Origin of the sequence: Vibrio sp. CJQ_6 (assembly GCF_043106745.1) — a bacterium.
GTDB classification, from domain to species: domain Bacteria; phylum Pseudomonadota; class Gammaproteobacteria; order Enterobacterales; family Vibrionaceae; genus Vibrio; species Vibrio furnissii.
In genome coordinates this window covers 456,764-471,838 of the sequence record NZ_JBICMV010000008.1, presented here as the reverse complement: position 1 = coordinate 471,838, position 15,075 = coordinate 456,764, and the positions used below count along the sequence as shown (strand labels likewise).

Annotated in this window: 12 protein-coding genes; 8 read left to right on the top strand and 4 right to left on the bottom strand. The window is 52.3% G+C overall.

All coding sequences use genetic code 11. The annotated features are described in order from the left end of the window. Positions 1–29 precede the first annotated feature (29 nt). On the bottom strand, positions 30–815 hold the full coding sequence (locus ACF8PK_RS04415; protein WP_014204792.1) for a 2,3-dihydro-2,3-dihydroxybenzoate dehydrogenase: 786 nt from the start codon (positions 813–815) through the stop codon (positions 30–32). Positions 816–1,095: 280 nt separating this feature from the next. On the opposite strand from ACF8PK_RS04415, the gene ACF8PK_RS04410 reads away from it, so the two are divergent. Then, complete coding sequence (locus tag ACF8PK_RS04410) at positions 1,096–2,280, top strand: isochorismate synthase MenF (RefSeq protein WP_392440240.1); 1,185 nt, start codon at positions 1,096–1,098, stop codon at positions 2,278–2,280. An 8-nt stretch (positions 2,281–2,288) separates the two neighbouring features. Continuing rightward, positions 2,289–3,908 (top strand): (2,3-dihydroxybenzoyl)adenylate synthase, encoded by a 1,620-nt coding sequence (locus tag ACF8PK_RS04405; RefSeq protein ID WP_392440238.1) that lies wholly within the window; start codon positions 2,289–2,291, stop codon positions 3,906–3,908. A 180-nt stretch (positions 3,909–4,088) separates the two neighbouring features. Here the strand turns inward: ACF8PK_RS04405 and ACF8PK_RS04400 are convergent, their stop codons facing one another. Both ACF8PK_RS04400 and ACF8PK_RS04395 read right to left on the bottom strand, forming a co-directional pair. Next, entirely contained in the window at positions 4,089–4,976 is an 888-nt protein-coding gene (locus tag ACF8PK_RS04400; RefSeq protein ID WP_392440236.1) for an isochorismatase family protein, read from the bottom strand. A gap of 361 nt (positions 4,977–5,337) precedes the next feature. Beyond that, positions 5,338–6,528: a sugar transporter gene (locus ACF8PK_RS04395; RefSeq protein ID WP_286210927.1), complete on the bottom strand. Its 1,191-nt coding sequence runs from the start codon at positions 6,526–6,528 to the stop codon at positions 5,338–5,340. 252 nt (positions 6,529–6,780) lie between these two features. Here ACF8PK_RS04395 and ACF8PK_RS04390 point away from each other — a divergent pair, with 252 nt between their 5' ends. The 6 genes from ACF8PK_RS04390 (at position 6,781) to ACF8PK_RS04365 (ending at position 14,260) form a co-directional block, all read left to right on the top strand. After that, a complete protein-coding gene (locus ACF8PK_RS04390) occupies positions 6,781–7,401 on the top strand; it encodes an NAD(P)H-dependent oxidoreductase (RefSeq protein ID WP_392440234.1) in 621 nt (206 codons plus the stop codon). After that, complete coding sequence (locus ACF8PK_RS04385; protein ID WP_004725174.1) at positions 7,398–9,320, top strand: monovalent cation:proton antiporter-2 (CPA2) family protein; 1,923 nt, start codon at positions 7,398–7,400, stop codon at positions 9,318–9,320. The genes ACF8PK_RS04390 and ACF8PK_RS04385 overlap by 4 nt, the downstream gene beginning before the upstream one ends. 448 nt (positions 9,321–9,768) lie before the next feature. Further along, positions 9,769–10,197 (top strand): DoxX family protein, encoded by a 429-nt coding sequence (locus ACF8PK_RS04380; RefSeq protein ID WP_392440232.1) that lies wholly within the window; start codon positions 9,769–9,771, stop codon positions 10,195–10,197. Positions 10,198–10,445: 248 nt separating this feature from the next. Next, entirely contained in the window at positions 10,446–12,071 is a 1,626-nt protein-coding gene (locus ACF8PK_RS04375; RefSeq protein ID WP_206980635.1) for a LytS/YhcK type 5TM receptor domain-containing protein, read from the top strand. Positions 12,072–12,084: 13 nt separating this feature from the next. Next, positions 12,085–12,825 carry a LytTR family DNA-binding domain-containing protein gene (locus tag ACF8PK_RS04370; RefSeq protein ID WP_275722466.1) on the top strand — a complete coding sequence of 247 codons (741 nt, stop codon included), beginning with the start codon at positions 12,085–12,087 and terminating at the stop codon, positions 12,823–12,825. Between the two features lie 208 nt (positions 12,826–13,033). Continuing rightward, positions 13,034–14,260, top strand: coding sequence for an OFA family MFS transporter (locus ACF8PK_RS04365; protein WP_004725170.1), 1,227 nt, complete (start codon positions 13,034–13,036; stop codon positions 14,258–14,260). Positions 14,261–14,398: 138 nt separating this feature from the next. On the opposite strand, the gene ACF8PK_RS04360 is transcribed toward ACF8PK_RS04365, so the two are convergent. Continuing rightward, positions 14,399–14,833 carry a GNAT family N-acetyltransferase gene (locus ACF8PK_RS04360; protein WP_392440229.1) on the bottom strand — a complete coding sequence of 145 codons (435 nt, stop codon included), beginning with the start codon at positions 14,831–14,833 and terminating at the stop codon, positions 14,399–14,401. Positions 14,834–15,075 lie beyond the last annotated feature (242 nt).

Sequence of the window (15,075 nt, the reverse complement as noted above, 5' to 3'; positions counted from 1 at the left end):
ACGGGATTTTCTTATGGGTGTGAAAGGCCTCAGTTGTCGAGCGTCGCGCCGCCATCAACGCGCAAATCGTGCATGGTGATGTGATTGGCCGCATCCGAGAGCAGAAACAGAATGGTTTTGGCAATGTCTGCCGGCTCTGCGATTTTCTGCAGCGGGATCCCGAGGCGATAACTGCCCGCATCTCCAGCGATGGCATTGGCTTCGCCATAATGTTCATTCCACAATTGCATTTGCATCTCAGTGCGCGTGGAGCCCGGGCTAACAATGTTGCACCGCACACCAAATGGCGCCAGCTCAATCCCCATGCATTTCACCAGCATGTGCAACGCCGATTTCGACGCCCCATACGCGCCCATATTCGGACGCGGCGTGTTGGCCGCATTCGAGCCGATGACCACCATCGCGCCGCGTTTGGCCGCTTTCATCGATGGGCTGAGCGCCTGCATCACACTCAGAATGCCAAAGGTGTTGACCATAAACGTCTCCTGCACCTGAGCAAACGGCATGTCGTTGAGAGCGCCCAAATGCAAAATCCCCGCGCAACTGACCAAATGATCGATCGGTCCGTGTTGCTGCTGCAGCGCCCCAATGACGGCCGCTGTTTTGTCCGTTTGGGTGACATCCAATTCGGCACATTGCAACTTCTCCCCATACTGGGCACGCAACGCCTCGGTGTGACTTAACAGGGTTTCGATGCGCACATCGGTGGCCACCACGCGCGCGTTTTGCGCCAGCAAATGTTCGACAACACTGAAACCAATCCCTCTCGCGGCGCCCGTGACCAAAACCGTTTGCTCATTTAATGACAAATCCATCGTTATAACCCTTTATTTAGTATGAATATAACCAGCAATTACTGACTGAACTGTGAATTATTCACAGCGTAAATCGTGATCTTGAATCAATAATGATATTTATTATCAAATAGTAATGATAAACGTTATCATTAAAGGTGGTATAAATGTATCGATTGCCCAATGAAATGGCAAATGATCTCGACCTCGGTGGTGGGCCGCTGTGCATCGCGCGGCCGACCGCTGAGTCACATCAGAAAGTCATAAATAGTCACGTCAGAAAGTAAAAGAGGGATTCAAAATGCAACGTGAAGTGATTGGCTATACAAAAATGGAGAGCGAACTGCTGAGCGATCAGCTAGACCGTGCGCCGTTTTTCTTCGCTTCTCCTACCAATACGATGCTGGGTATCGGCATCGAGCAAGAAATCCACCAGCCCATGCCCTTTGCTCAGTTGGCAGAGCGGGCGCAAACCATGCTGCAAGCCGCGAAACAACACGAATCGGATAATCCGGTGCTGTTTGGCATCGTGCCATTTCGTGAAGAAAACCCGACCCGATTTGTGATTCCGCAGCAGCTGTTTGTCTCCAGCAGCACACGCGGCTCCGCCAACGCGGCGGCCAACCAAGCGGCACAGGCCAAGGTGATCTCCTCCCCGACCGGCCAGCATTACCGCCAAGGCGTGAGCGATTTGCTCAATCTGTTCGCCACCACCGACCTCGCCAAAGCGGTGCTATCGCGTGCGGTGGAAGTGGAAACCGACACGGACATTCACCTGCCGGGACTGCTGCGTAACTTGCTTGCGATCAACGCCAAAGGCTACACCTTTGCCGCCGACACCTTGCCAGGCGTGAAGCTGATGGGCGCAAGCCCTGAATTGCTGGTGGCGAAAAAAGGCAGCTACGTGGTGTCGAACCCGTTGGCTGGCTCACGCCCGCGCTCAGCCAGTGAGGCACAAAACGACGATTCGCGCCTGTCGCTGCTCAACACACAAAAAGATTTGCACGAACACGGCTTGGTGGTGGAAGAAGTGGAACGCGTGCTGAGCCAGTACTGCCACAACCTGTATGCGCCGATGATTCCATCGGTGATCGAAACCCAAACCATGCTGCACCTGTCGACGCTGCTTGAGGGCCAAGCGAACGACGCCAACCTCAATGTGCTGAAGATTGCGGCCGATTTACACCCGACGCCGGCGGTATGCGGCTATCCGCGCGCCAATGCCTATGAAGCGATTCGTAACATTGAACAGTTTGATCGCGGCTATTTCACCGGCATGGTGGGCTGGTGCGATTCGCGTGGAAACGGCGAATGGGTGGTCACCATCCGCTGCGCCGAAGTGCAAAAACGCCAAATGAAGGTATACGCCGGTGCGGGCATCGTCCACGAATCTGTCCCGCAAAGTGAACTGGATGAAACCGGCGCCAAGATGGGCACCATTTTATCCGCCGCTGGCATTCAACTGAACGAACTCCTCACCGCCTAGGACGCCCCATGAACGCACAACGAGAATTAGATTACACCCCTTGGCCGCAGGAACTGGCCGACGACTACCGCGCGCTGGGATACTGGCAAGATAAAACGCTGTTGGATTACCTACTGGAAACCGAAGCCAAGTTTTCGCAGCGTGAGGCCATTGTGTGCGGCCAACGCGCGATCAGCTATCGCGAACTGGTCGACAGCGCGGCGCAACTGGCGGCGGGATTTCGTCAGCTCGGCTTGCAGCGCGGCGACAACGTCGTGTTGCAAATGACCAACATTGCCGAGTTTTATCAGTGCTTCTTCGCCCTACTACAAATTGGCGTGCGCCCGGTGCTTGCACTGCCCGCCCATCGCCAAATGGAAATCAGCTACTTCTGTCAGCACGCCGATGCCAAAGCGTATCTGATTGATGGCGAGGCGAGCAGTTTCAATTATCAAGCATTGGCAAGCGACATCGTGGCGCAGTGCCCGACCATTGAGCATGTGATTGTTCGCGGCCAAGTCACCGTGGACGACCCTCGGTTCGTGGCGCTTGATGACTGCTTGCAACCTGCGCTACAAGAACAAGATGCCGATGCCAGTGAGGTCGCGTTTTTCCAGCTGTCGGGCGGCACCACGGGCACACCGAAACTGATTCCGCGCACGCACAATGATTACGCCTACAGTGTCACCGGCAGTGTAGAGATTTGTCATTTCGACCACATGACGCGCTTTTTGTGCGCGCTGCCAGTCGCGCATAACTTTCCACTCAGCTCTCCGGGCGCGTTGGGCGTGTTCTGGGCAGGTGGCTGCGTGATTCCCACCCAAGATCCAACGCCACAACATGCGTTTGAGATGATTGAGGGTCACCGCGTTACGGTGTCTGCGCTAGTGCCGCCACTGGCACTGCTGTGGATGGATTACGCCGAAAAGGCCACGCACGACATTTCCAGCTTGGAACTGCTGCTGGTTGGCGGCGCTAAGTTTAGCGAAACGGCGGCGCGTGAGCTGCCAAGTCGACTACACTGCCGCCTGCAACAGGTGTTTGGCATGGCGGAAGGGTTGGTGAACTACACTCGGTTTGACGACAGCGATGAGGTGATTGCTAGCACCCAAGGCCGCCCGATTTCACCGCACGATCAAGTGCGCGTGGTCGATGAGGACGGGAACGATGTCGCCGTCGGCGAAGAGGGATTTCTGCTCACGCAAGGGCCGTACACCATTCGCGGCTATTATCGCGCGCCAGCGCACAACGAACGTTCGTTTACCCCAGACGGCTTTTATCGCACTGGCGATCTGGTCAAACGCACCGCAGCAGGCAACATCATCGTGACCGGACGCGACAAGGATCAGATTAACCGCGGCGGTGAAAAAATCGCGGCAGAAGAGATTGAAAACTATCTGCTGCGCCACGAAGCAGTGCATGATGCGGCGCTGGTAGCAGTGCCGGATGATTACCTGGGCGAGCGTAGCTGCGCGGTAATCGTCAAGCGCGAAGGGCATCAGGTGAAAGGACTGGCGCTGAAACGCTTCCTGCGTGATTTAGGCTTGGCGGATTTCAAACTGCCGGATCAAATCCAATTCATCGATGTGTTGCCAAAAACCTCCGTCGGCAAAGTCGACAAAAAAGGACTGCGCGCGCTGTATAGCTAAGCAGTCAACGCAGGCAAAAAGCCCGGTTAATCCGGGCTTTTTCATGCCTCTTCATTCTCTCTATACCGCCATATCAGCTGCGTTGGCTTCGTCTGCACCGCACTTGTCTATTTCGCCGATAAAAAAGGGCTTTGCCAGTGGTTCACTCGCAAAGCCCATCAGCCTTTGGCCGCCATGACATTACGCCATCGCAGGTTCCGCCGCCGTTTGCGTGGTCGGTTCGCCGATGAGCGCCCACCACTCGTGCAACGTCACTTTCTCAATCAGTTGCGCGAACGTCACATTCACACCGTACGGACGCCACTTCTCCAGCAGCACCATGGCACGAATTGAATCTAAACCAAGAAACAGTAAGTTCTCGTTCACATCAACTTCATCGAGATCCAGCGACAGCGCTTCAGCCACATCGACACACATTTGATCCAGCGTCAGGGATGGCTTGCGAGCAAGTGCTTGTTCTACCGCGTGCACTGTCTGCACACTTGCGGCGCGACCCGCCAGATAGTTAAGAGTATGAATATGATCTTGCTGGCTAAAATCGGCAATCGCATCGCCAATCACAAACGGTTTGATATCCAGCATGAACGCTTCGAGTGCGGTCGACAAAATACCTATGTGGCCGTACACGCCGCAGATGATCAGTTGATCTCGGCCCTGCGCCTGCATATCTTCCAGCAGCGAGGTTTTCTTAAATGCACTGTAGCGCCACTTCACGTATTCCACATCGCCGTCCTCTGGTGCTAACGTGTCCAGAATCGCGGTTTCTTCTTGCAGCCCCGGCCCCCAGAAATCGGTCAGCAACGCGCGCTCGGCCGGATCTTGATTGGCCGGTTGTGCGGTATACACCACGGGAATCCCCGCCTGTTTGGCCGCCGCTTTCAAACGTTGAATGTTGTGGATGATGTCGCTCATCGGCGACTGAGTGATCTCAAAGAAGTTAACGAAATATTCCTGCATATCGTGAACCAGCAACACCGCCTTGGCGGGATCAATCTGCCACTGCGTTTTATTGAGCGGGTAGTGTTCGCTGGCAGGCAGTGTGTAACCTGCAATTCTTGGGATTGCCATTAATCCGAATCCTTAATGCTTGTGGACCTCGACCCTTCAAAACGGCCGCGCGCTTCGCGGTCGTTCAAATTGGACAGATCTCTTTTTTTAGATGCTGACGTTGTTAGCACGCCCGCCTTGTTGCCTTAAAGCATTCTTCGAACGCCTCAAAACTTCAGCCACAACAAGGCGGTGCGTTAAGCTGTGTGCATACTAACAACCGAACCCATTCATGTAAACGATATTCATTCTCATTATTGTTTAACAGGCGTTCAAAGCGGCAATTTTGGAATCAGCATGGCGTTTTGGCGTTCACCCTGTTGCAATCACACGCAGGCATAAAAAAAGCAGCCACGGGGGCTGCTTTTTCGGATTTGAACGATTAGCGGATCGACGGGAATTTTTTCAACAGCACCAACATCAGCACCAGCGCCACCAGCGCAAAGCCGGAACCGACGTAACCAATGGCGTCGAGCGAGCGAAAGTGAATCACTTTCGCACCAATCAAGGCGCCAGCCCCGATACCTAAGTTGATGATCCCCGAGAACATCGACATGATCATGTCTGCAGCATTGGCATCAATATTGAGCACTTTTACCTGCATCGCCAAACTGACGATCATCAACGCGGTGCCCCACAGAAGCAGTAGCGTACTGATGCCCCACGGATTCGTCGCCGAAAACAGCAACGCCACCATACACAACATGACCACCGCGGTGTTGCACACCAAGAGTTTGCTGTTGGCCCGTTCGCCCCAGTAACCAAAAATCACACTGCCCAAAATCCCTGCGCCACCAAAGAGCAACAGCAAGAAGGTCGTGAAGTTTTCGCTCACCTGACCCACCACTTTCACAAATGGTTCAATGTAGCTGTAGGCCGTGTAATGGGCAGTAAATAGCAGGAAGATGAACAGGTACAAGCCAAGCAGCGTCGGTTTGCGCAGCAGCTCTGGCAGTTTTTTCATCGAACCAGAGAACAAACTTGGCAAGGTTGGCAACAAACGGAACAGCGCAAACATAATCAGCAGCGCGGTAACCCCGATGACGCCAAACGTCACGCGCCAGCCTAACCATTGACCGATAATTCGACCCAGCGGCACGCCCAAGACCATCGCCAGCGAGGTGCCGGTTGCCAGCACACTCAGCGCTAATGTTTTCTTGCCCGGCGGGGCCACGCGAATCGCGATTGATGCGGTAATCGACCAGAACACGGCGTGCGCAAACGCGATGCCAATCCGACTCGCCACCAGCATTTCAAAGTTCCAAGCAATCACCGAGAACCCGTGGCTGATGATGAACAAGGTAAACACGCTCAGCAGCAGCGTCTTGCGCTCCATTTTGCTGGTCAGCATCATCATCGGCAAGGACATCGAAGCCACGATCCACGCGTAGATGGTCAGCATCCAGCCCGCGGAGGCGAGTGGTACATCGAAATCTTGCGCGATGTCCGTTAACAAGCCAACCGGCACAAATTCTGTGGTGTTAAAAATAAACGCACTGAACCCCAGTGCAAAAACACGTAAATATTGATTGTGGCGCGAATTATCATTCGGTGCCGAAGCGGTTTGAGTCATATGCAAACAGAAATGTTCAACGAAAAGGACAAAGAGTGATCATTGTCTCGCTTTTCTTACATAAAGGAAAGAATTTATACAACTTATTTTATATCTATTCATTTTCTTCACATTGACCGGACTGATATGAATTTTTCGCGAAAGAAACCGCTGTCAAATAGTTGTCAATTCTCGCCAAAACGTAAATATTCATTTGAATGCATTAGCAATTTGGATAACTATTTTAACACGCTCAATCACATCTAAAATTCTATGACCAGCCAACGTATTTTGATCCTCTACGCGCACCCTTGTCAGCACAAGAGTGAGGTGAATTCGCGCCTGTTTAAAGCGGCCCGTTACGCCCGCAACGTCACCCTCGTCGATTTGTATGGCGAATATCCGACGTTCAATATTGATGTCGACAAAGAGCAACAACGTTTGCTGGAACACGATGTGATCATTTTTCAATTTCCGATGTACTGGTACTCCACCCCGTCGATTCTCAAAGAGTGGCAGGATCTGGTGCTGGAATACGGTTTCGCCTACGGTCAGGACGGCGAAGCGCTGCACGGCAAAACCCTGCTGTGCATCACCTCCGCTGGCGGTAAATCGGAGAGTTATCAAGCCAGTGGCTATAATCGATATAGCGTGCGTGAACTGCTGCGCCCAATTGAGCAGATGGCCGCAATGACCGGCATGAATTACCTCGCGCCACTGGTGCTGTTTGATGCGCGATCCGCATGCGACGACGAACGTCTCGATGCGCACATCAAACGCTACATGCAGGTGCTGCAAGCATTGAACGACAACACCATTGATGTAGAACGCGCCAGCGAACTGCCCACACTGAATCAGTACTTCCGACCCATGGAGCTAAGACACTCTGCATGACCAGTTATTTTATTCAGGCTTTTATCTACCTCGTTGCGGCAGTGATTGCCGTCCCGCTTGCGAAACGTTTTGGCCTCGGCTCGGTGCTGGGATATTTGATGGCCGGCGTGGTCATCGGCCCCGTGGTGGGACTGGTTGGCGATGAAACATCCACCATTCAGCATTTTGCGGAATTTGGTGTGGTGATGATGCTGTTTCTGGTCGGTTTGGAGCTAGAGCCGAAAATGCTGTGGGCGATGCGCACTCGCCTGCTGGGCTTGGGCGGCTTGCAAGTTGGCGTCACCACGCTGGCGACCATGGGCATGTGTCTGCTGTTCGACATCACTTGGTCAGTCGCGCTCACCATCGGTTTGATTTTCTGCCTCTCCTCCACCGCGATTGTGCTGCAAACCTTTAACGAGAAACGCCTCAATCGCACCGAAGGGGGACAAAACGCGTTCTCTGTGTTGCTGTTTCAAGACATCGCCGTCATTCCGATGCTGGCGTTTATTCCGCTGTTGGCGTTGCCCGAGTTGATTGAACAAGCGCAAACCGCCGCCAATGCCGCCGCCGCTCATCAGGAAGAACTCAACTTAATCGCCGATTTGCCGGGCTGGGCCTACGGCATCATCATTACTGCCGCAATTGCCACCGTGGTGGTGGGCGGTCACTATCTCAGTCGCCCGCTGTTTCGCTTTGTGGCCAGTGCCGGGGTGCGCGAAATCTTTACCGCCACTGCACTGATGTTGGTGGTTGGCATCGCCACATTGATGAATGTGGTCGGGTTATCCCCCGCGCTGGGCACCTTCCTCGCAGGTGTCGTGCTGGCCAACAGTGAGTTTCGTCATGAGCTGGAAGCCAACATCGAACCGTTGAAAGGCTTGCTGCTGGGGCTATTTTTCATCACCGTGGGCGCGGGCATTAAGTTCGATATTCTGTTTGGCCACTTCTTTATTATTTTAGGCGCGACCTTGGGTGTCATGCTGCTCAAGGCGGTCGTGCTCTATCTGCTGGCGATGATCTTTCGCATCCAAGGCAGCAACCGCTGGCTGTTCACGTTGAGCTTGGCGCAAGCGGGTGAATTTGGTTTTGTGCTGTTAACCTTTACCCAGCAACGCCACGTGTTACCTGCCGATTTAGCGCAGATTCTGTCTCTGGTGGTCGCGTTGTCGATGTTCCTGACGCCGGGGCTGTTTATTCTGTTCGACAAAGTGATTCTGCCGCGGTTTGAACACGTCACCAATGAGCGCGACAGCGACACCATCGATGAACAAGGCACCGTGATCATCGCCGGGATCGGTCGTTTCGGCCAAATAGTCAACCGCTTGTTGGTCGCCAACGGCGTCAAAACCGTGGTGCTTGACCACCAAGCGGTTCAAGTGGACAACTTACGACGCATTCACACCAAAGCCTACTTTGGTGACGCCACTCGCCCAGATTTGCTTCACACTGCAGGCATTGAAGACGCCAGCCTACTGGTGGTGGCGATCGACAATCAAGAGAGCAGCGTGGAGCTGGTCAAATACGTTAAGCAAACTTATCCGCACGTGAAAGTGCTGGCGCGCGCGTTTGACCGAGGCCACGGCTACCGATTGCGCCAAGCAGGCGTCGATATGGCGGTTTCGGAAACCTATCATTCCGCACTCGAAGTGGGCGCAGCGGCGATGAAAACCCTCGGCTTTCACCCATTCTTTGTCGAACATCAGAAAAACACATTCAAGAAAGTGGAAAGCACGCATTCAGATGGTTTGTATGCCGCGTGGAATGCAGAGACCTTTGGCAAGGAGCGGCTCGATAACAACTACATCAAGCTGTTTGTTGAACTGGAAGAGCGCTTAAAAGCAGAAATGGCATTTGATCGCACCGACCGCCGCTTTGACAACGAGCGTCACTGGACGCCGCCACCCAAAGATTCTGCCATGCACGACCCATCGAAATAAGCAGACCTGACATCAAATAACGTTTAAGCCATGTTGATGCGCTTAAACGTTATTTTTCATTGCCGACCATCAACTCTCCGCTTGATTTTATTTTCAGTACATCTTTCTTGATCGGTTTATTTCTGTATTGATTTATTCCTGCATTGATTTATTTGTGCATTGATATAGCGGTGATGTCCATATACATAGACATAAACACGCTGTTAATCACGCGACCACTCAATAAAATCGATATTATTTTTGATTTAAAATCAATTATTAAGATTATTTTCAATATTTACACGGCGCTGCTTTTACAGCGAATGAAAGGGCAACCATACTCACACGAAAATTCATTTGATTCGCATCAACAAACTTATTCGAAATAATTGTTCATCATCGCCAAAGGCGTCGGTGCAACTCGTTGGTCGTTTACTGCTAAGTTAATAAAAAACCACTCGGAAAACTCATGATGAAAGCACTATTGAATGGATTAGATTCACTGTTCGACAAAGACGACCTAGGCAAACTCATCCTACGCGTCAGTTTCGGCGTAATGTTCTTACTGCACGGTATTCATAAACTGTACGGTGGCATCGAGTTTATTCAGGGGCTGTTGGTGAACCATGGTTTGCCTGCGTTCGTAGCCTATGGCGTGTATGTGGGCGAGGTCATCGTGCCAATTCTGATCATTCTTGGCGTGCTCACCCGCGTGTCGAGTATCATTTGGATTGGCACCTGCTTGATGGTGATTTGGCTGATGCATGCCGACAACCTATTTACCGTGAACAAAGTCGGCGCATGGGCCGCCGAAGGCATTGGGGTATATCTGTTTGCAGGCATTGCCATCCTGCTGTTGGGGCCTGGCAAATACGCATTAGAATCGCGCAGCAACTAGCGCCCAGCACACGCGTCCATCATCTAAGCTTCGCTCAGGCGAAGCTTTTTTATTGGCCTTTTTATTGCCTTTTCTAATTAGCAGAAATTTTATCGATACTTCTGTTCATCTATGCCACCTCTTCCATCGGTTTCACCAATAAAGCCCGCGCGGTTTGACCCATCTCATGATGAAGCTCACATTTTGTGGGTAACATGACGGGGTTTTTAGCGACCCTCGGAGTTTTTGACGTGTACACCGAACAAGTCATGATGCTACTCGCCGTGTTTGAACGCGCCGCTTTGATGCTGATGACACTCTTCATTTTGACGCGCACCCACCTGTTTCAGCGCATCGTCATCAAACGTCACCGCAGCCCCAAAGAGACCGCGATGATTTCGTTGCTGTTTATCTTTTTTGCCGTCTTTAGTACCTACACCGGCGTCAACGTGTATGGCTCACTGGTCAACGTGCGCATCATCGCCATTTTATCTGGCGGCATTTTGTTTGGCCCGTGGGTGGGCATTCCGGCTGGGTTGGTCTCGGGCATTCACCGCTACTGGATTGACATGGACGGCCCCACCTCCATGGCGTGTCTCATTACCAGTATACTGGCGGGGCTTCTGGCGACGTGGATTCACCTACGCTGTCCGAAAAAGCGCTTTGCCATGATGGGCATCGCCGCGGGCGTGCTGTGTGAAGTCACCACCATGTCGCTCATCATTGTGCTCAATGACAACACGGCGTTGTCGCATTCCATCGTAGAGCAGATCAGCATTCCGATGATCTTGGGCGTGATGTGCATCGGCTTAATCATCACCTTGGTGCAAGATCTCGACGATGAAAAAGACATGATCGCCGCGCTGCAAGCCAAGCAAGCGCTCAACATCGCCAACAAAACCCTGCCCCATTTCAGACAAAACGACCGCGATTCGTTGCAAAAAGTGTGCGCCATTATTCGCGACGAAACCGAAGCAGATGCGGTGGCGATTACCGACACTCAAGATGTGTTGGCCTACATCGGCGTCGGTCAGGAAAACTACCTCGATGCGTACCACAAAATCAGCGACATGACGCAACAAGCGGTCAAGCTGGGCAAACAGATCATCAGCAATGACCTCAACGTGCATGAGTTCCACTCGTTGCTGATCATTCCGTTATGGGAAAACGGCAAAGTGACTGGCACGCTCAAGATTTTCTATTGCCAACCGCACCGCATTCGCGGCGCGCTCAAAGAGATGGCGATTGGTTTATCGCAATTGATTTCCACCCAAATCGAGATTTCACGCCTTGAGCAGCTCAAAACCATGGCGAGTAAAGCTGAGTTTTCTGCACTGCAAAACAAGATTAATCCGCACTTTCTGTTTAACGCGCTCAACGCCATCTCAACCTTGGTGCGCATTCAGCCCGATAAAGCGCGGCAATTGATCGCCAATCTCGCCGATTTCCTGCGTTTTAATTTGGAGAAAAACGACGGTCTGATCGACATTCAAGAAGAGATTCAGCAGGTGCGAGATTACGTGGCGATCGAACAAGCCCGCTTTGGCAGCAAACTCACCGTGACGTTTGATATCGATCCGATCCACAAGAAAGTGCCATCACTGTTGATCCAGCCCTTGGTCGAGAACGCCATTCAGCATGGCGTCGTGCCCGGCAAAGGCCCAGGAGAGGTGATTATTCGCGTGAAACAAGCGGGCGACGTTGTCAAAGTGACCGTTCGGGATAGCGGTGAAGGCATCAGCCAGCAGGTGATCGACAAAGTGAATCAAGGCACGATGGGCAGCCACCGAATTGGGTTGGTGAACGTCCATCAACGCCTTGCGCTGCTCTACGGCAAAGGACTCACCATTCAACGTCTGTCCCCCGGCACAGACATTTCTTTTGATCTCAATTGATGGTTATTTCCCTATGTTAAAAGCAATCATTGTGGAAGATGAATATCTGGCACGTGAAGAACTCAGCTACCTGATTCGCACTTACAGCCAGATTCAAGTCGTCGACTCATTTGATGATGGACTCGAAGCGTTCAAATTTCTGCAAAGCAACAAGGTCGACATCATCTTTCTGGACATCAATATTCCGTCGATTGACGGCATGCTGCTGGCGCGCAACATTCATCAATTTTCGCAAAAGCCGCAAATCGTGTTCACCACCGCGTATAAAGAGCATGCTGCCGAAGCGTTTGACTTGGAAGCCTTTGATTACCTGCTCAAACCGCTCAATGAGGAGCGCGTGAAACGCTTGCTGACCAAATTGGAACAGTTCGCGCTTCCGCAGCCGAGCGCGGCCAACCCGGTTGAACCGAGCATGGCAGCGAGCGCCGCGACCATCAACTTGGTGCGCGACAATCGCATTCGCGTCACGCCCATCGATGACATTGCCTATGCCGAGGCCAAAGAGAAAATCACGTTGGTGTACACCCACGATGGTGAGTTTGTTGCGCCGTGTTCAATTAGCGAACTGATTGAAAAACTGCCAGCGCAGCAATTTTTCCGCTCCCACCGCTCGTTTTGTGTCAACACGCGCCACATTCAGGAAATCATTCCATGGGTGAACAGCACCTACCTGCTGAAAATGTCGGATGTCGAAGGCGATGTGCCCGTCAGTCGCAGTAACATCAAAGCATTTCGCGAACTGATGCACCTGTAACTGATACCCCTTGTAATTTATGCCCTCTGTAATTCATACCCCCCTGTAATTCATGCCCGTATATTGCAACTCATGCACCGTGAGTTGCATTTCATTTTTTACTTGTTTCAAGCCCTTGTACCGTCGCTCAAACGCCGTATGTTGGGGGTATTCGGAATGAACACCCTGCTTCATTCCAACCCTGATTATTTTATCTGGAGCGTGCGTTATGAGTGTAACCGTAACCAAAACCCAACGGTTGATGACATTAGCCGGTACCATCATTACCCAGTTTGCACTGGGCTCTGTTTACACGTGGAGCCTCTTTAACTCACCGTTAGCCAATAAGCTGGAAGAACCCATCAGCCAAATCGCGTTCTCATTTGGTATTTTGAGTTTGGCACTGGCGGTGGCGTCATCCATTTCCGGCAAACTGCAAGAACGCTTTGGGGTTCGCAATGTCACACTGGCGGCAGGCGTGCTGCTTGGCGGGAGCTTGCTGCTCACCGCACATGCATCGAACCTGATGTTGCTTTACGTCTTCGCCGGTCTCTTGGTCGGCTTTGCCGACGGTACGGGTTACTTGATGACCCTGTCGAACTGCGTGAAGTTTTTCCCACAACGCAAAGGGTTGGCCTCAGCGTGTGCGATTGGCGCATACGGTTTGGGCAGTTTGGGCTTTAAATACATCAACATGTACTTGCTGACACACATGGCGCTGGAACAAACCTTTGAAATTTGGGGCGCCATTGCGATGGTGATGGTGATTATCGGTGGCCTGATGATGACCGACGCGCCAAAACAAGTCAGCGCTACTGCGCAAGCAACGACCGACGACAACGACTTCACGCTCAATGAAGCGATGAAAACCTCACAATTCTGGATGCTGGCAGTCATGTTCCTGACCGTATGTATGAGTGGTTTGTACGTGATTGGTGTGGCAAAAGACATCGGTGAAAACTACGTGCACCTGACCATCGCCACCGCCGCCACTTCCGTCGCCGTGATTGCGGTCGCGAACTTAGGGGGCCGTCTGGTGCTGGGTATTTTGTCTGACAAAATGGCGCGCATTAAAGTGCTGGCCTTTGCCCTGTTCGTCTGTTTGGTCGGCACCGCATCGCTGCTATTCCTGCACTTGCACAGCCTGAGCTTCTACTTCGCCGTGGCATGCATCGCGTTTAGCTTTGGCGGCACCATCACCGTGTTCCCTTCATTGGTGAGTGATTTCTTTGGCCTCAACAACCTGACCAAAACCTACGGGGTGATCTACTTAGGATTCGGCGTTGGTAGCTTTGCAGGCTCGATGATCGCCTCCACCTTGGGTGGTTTCAGCGCCACCTTCTACGTGATGTTCGGTTTGTTGATTATCTCGCTGGTCATGGCCGCCTTGATCAAATTCCCACAACACACACAACCTCGCATGCATTCAGACCTGATGGCGCACAGCAACAGCTAACCCGCCATCCCAAGCTCAACACACGACAAAGGTCACCTCGGTGACCTTTTTTTATGGACGGCGAACCACGCTGTTAGGCAGCCACTGATTGATTTTCGATCCCATCGTGATAGGTGATCCCATCACGCTTGTGGTACATCACGCATTGAGATGTTCGGAAGCGTTAAACGAAAACATACGCACCTCATCGCGCGCGCACCAACCCAGTTTCTGATAGAACCCTTGTGCGCTGTGATTGGTGTGATACACAAACAGGTGGGTTTTATGAATCCCCAGCGCGGCCAGCGCATCAACGGTTGCGTCAACCAATCGCTCACCAATGCCTTGCCCGCGCAAGCCACTGCTGACCGCCAAATGTTGCAGATAACCACGGCGACCATCGGTGCCAGCCAGCACCGTCCCAACGATCACGCCGTCCTTGATGGCGACAAAACTACAGCCCGGGTTGCGGGCCAAATACGCCGCGATGCTGTCGCGCGAATCGACATCACGCAGGGATAAATGCTCGGTTTCACGCCAAATCGCGATGACCGCATCATAATCTGAGATGTCCATTTCTCGAATAGTGACCACATAAGCTCCTGATTTTCTGAAGATGCGCGTTTGCGCCTCGATGCATCATGGCATAATTCCACGCCATCGGTATAGCGTCACACCTTGATTTTATTGGGCTGCAACCTAGTGCGCAGGGAAAAAAGATGCTCGAAATCACGCGCCAATGATGTTCAAATAGTGACCTTTGCGTGATCCATTCCACTTATTAAACAGAAAAACATCATTAGTGGAGACACGCCCCTTGCTTTAAGGGGAAAAAA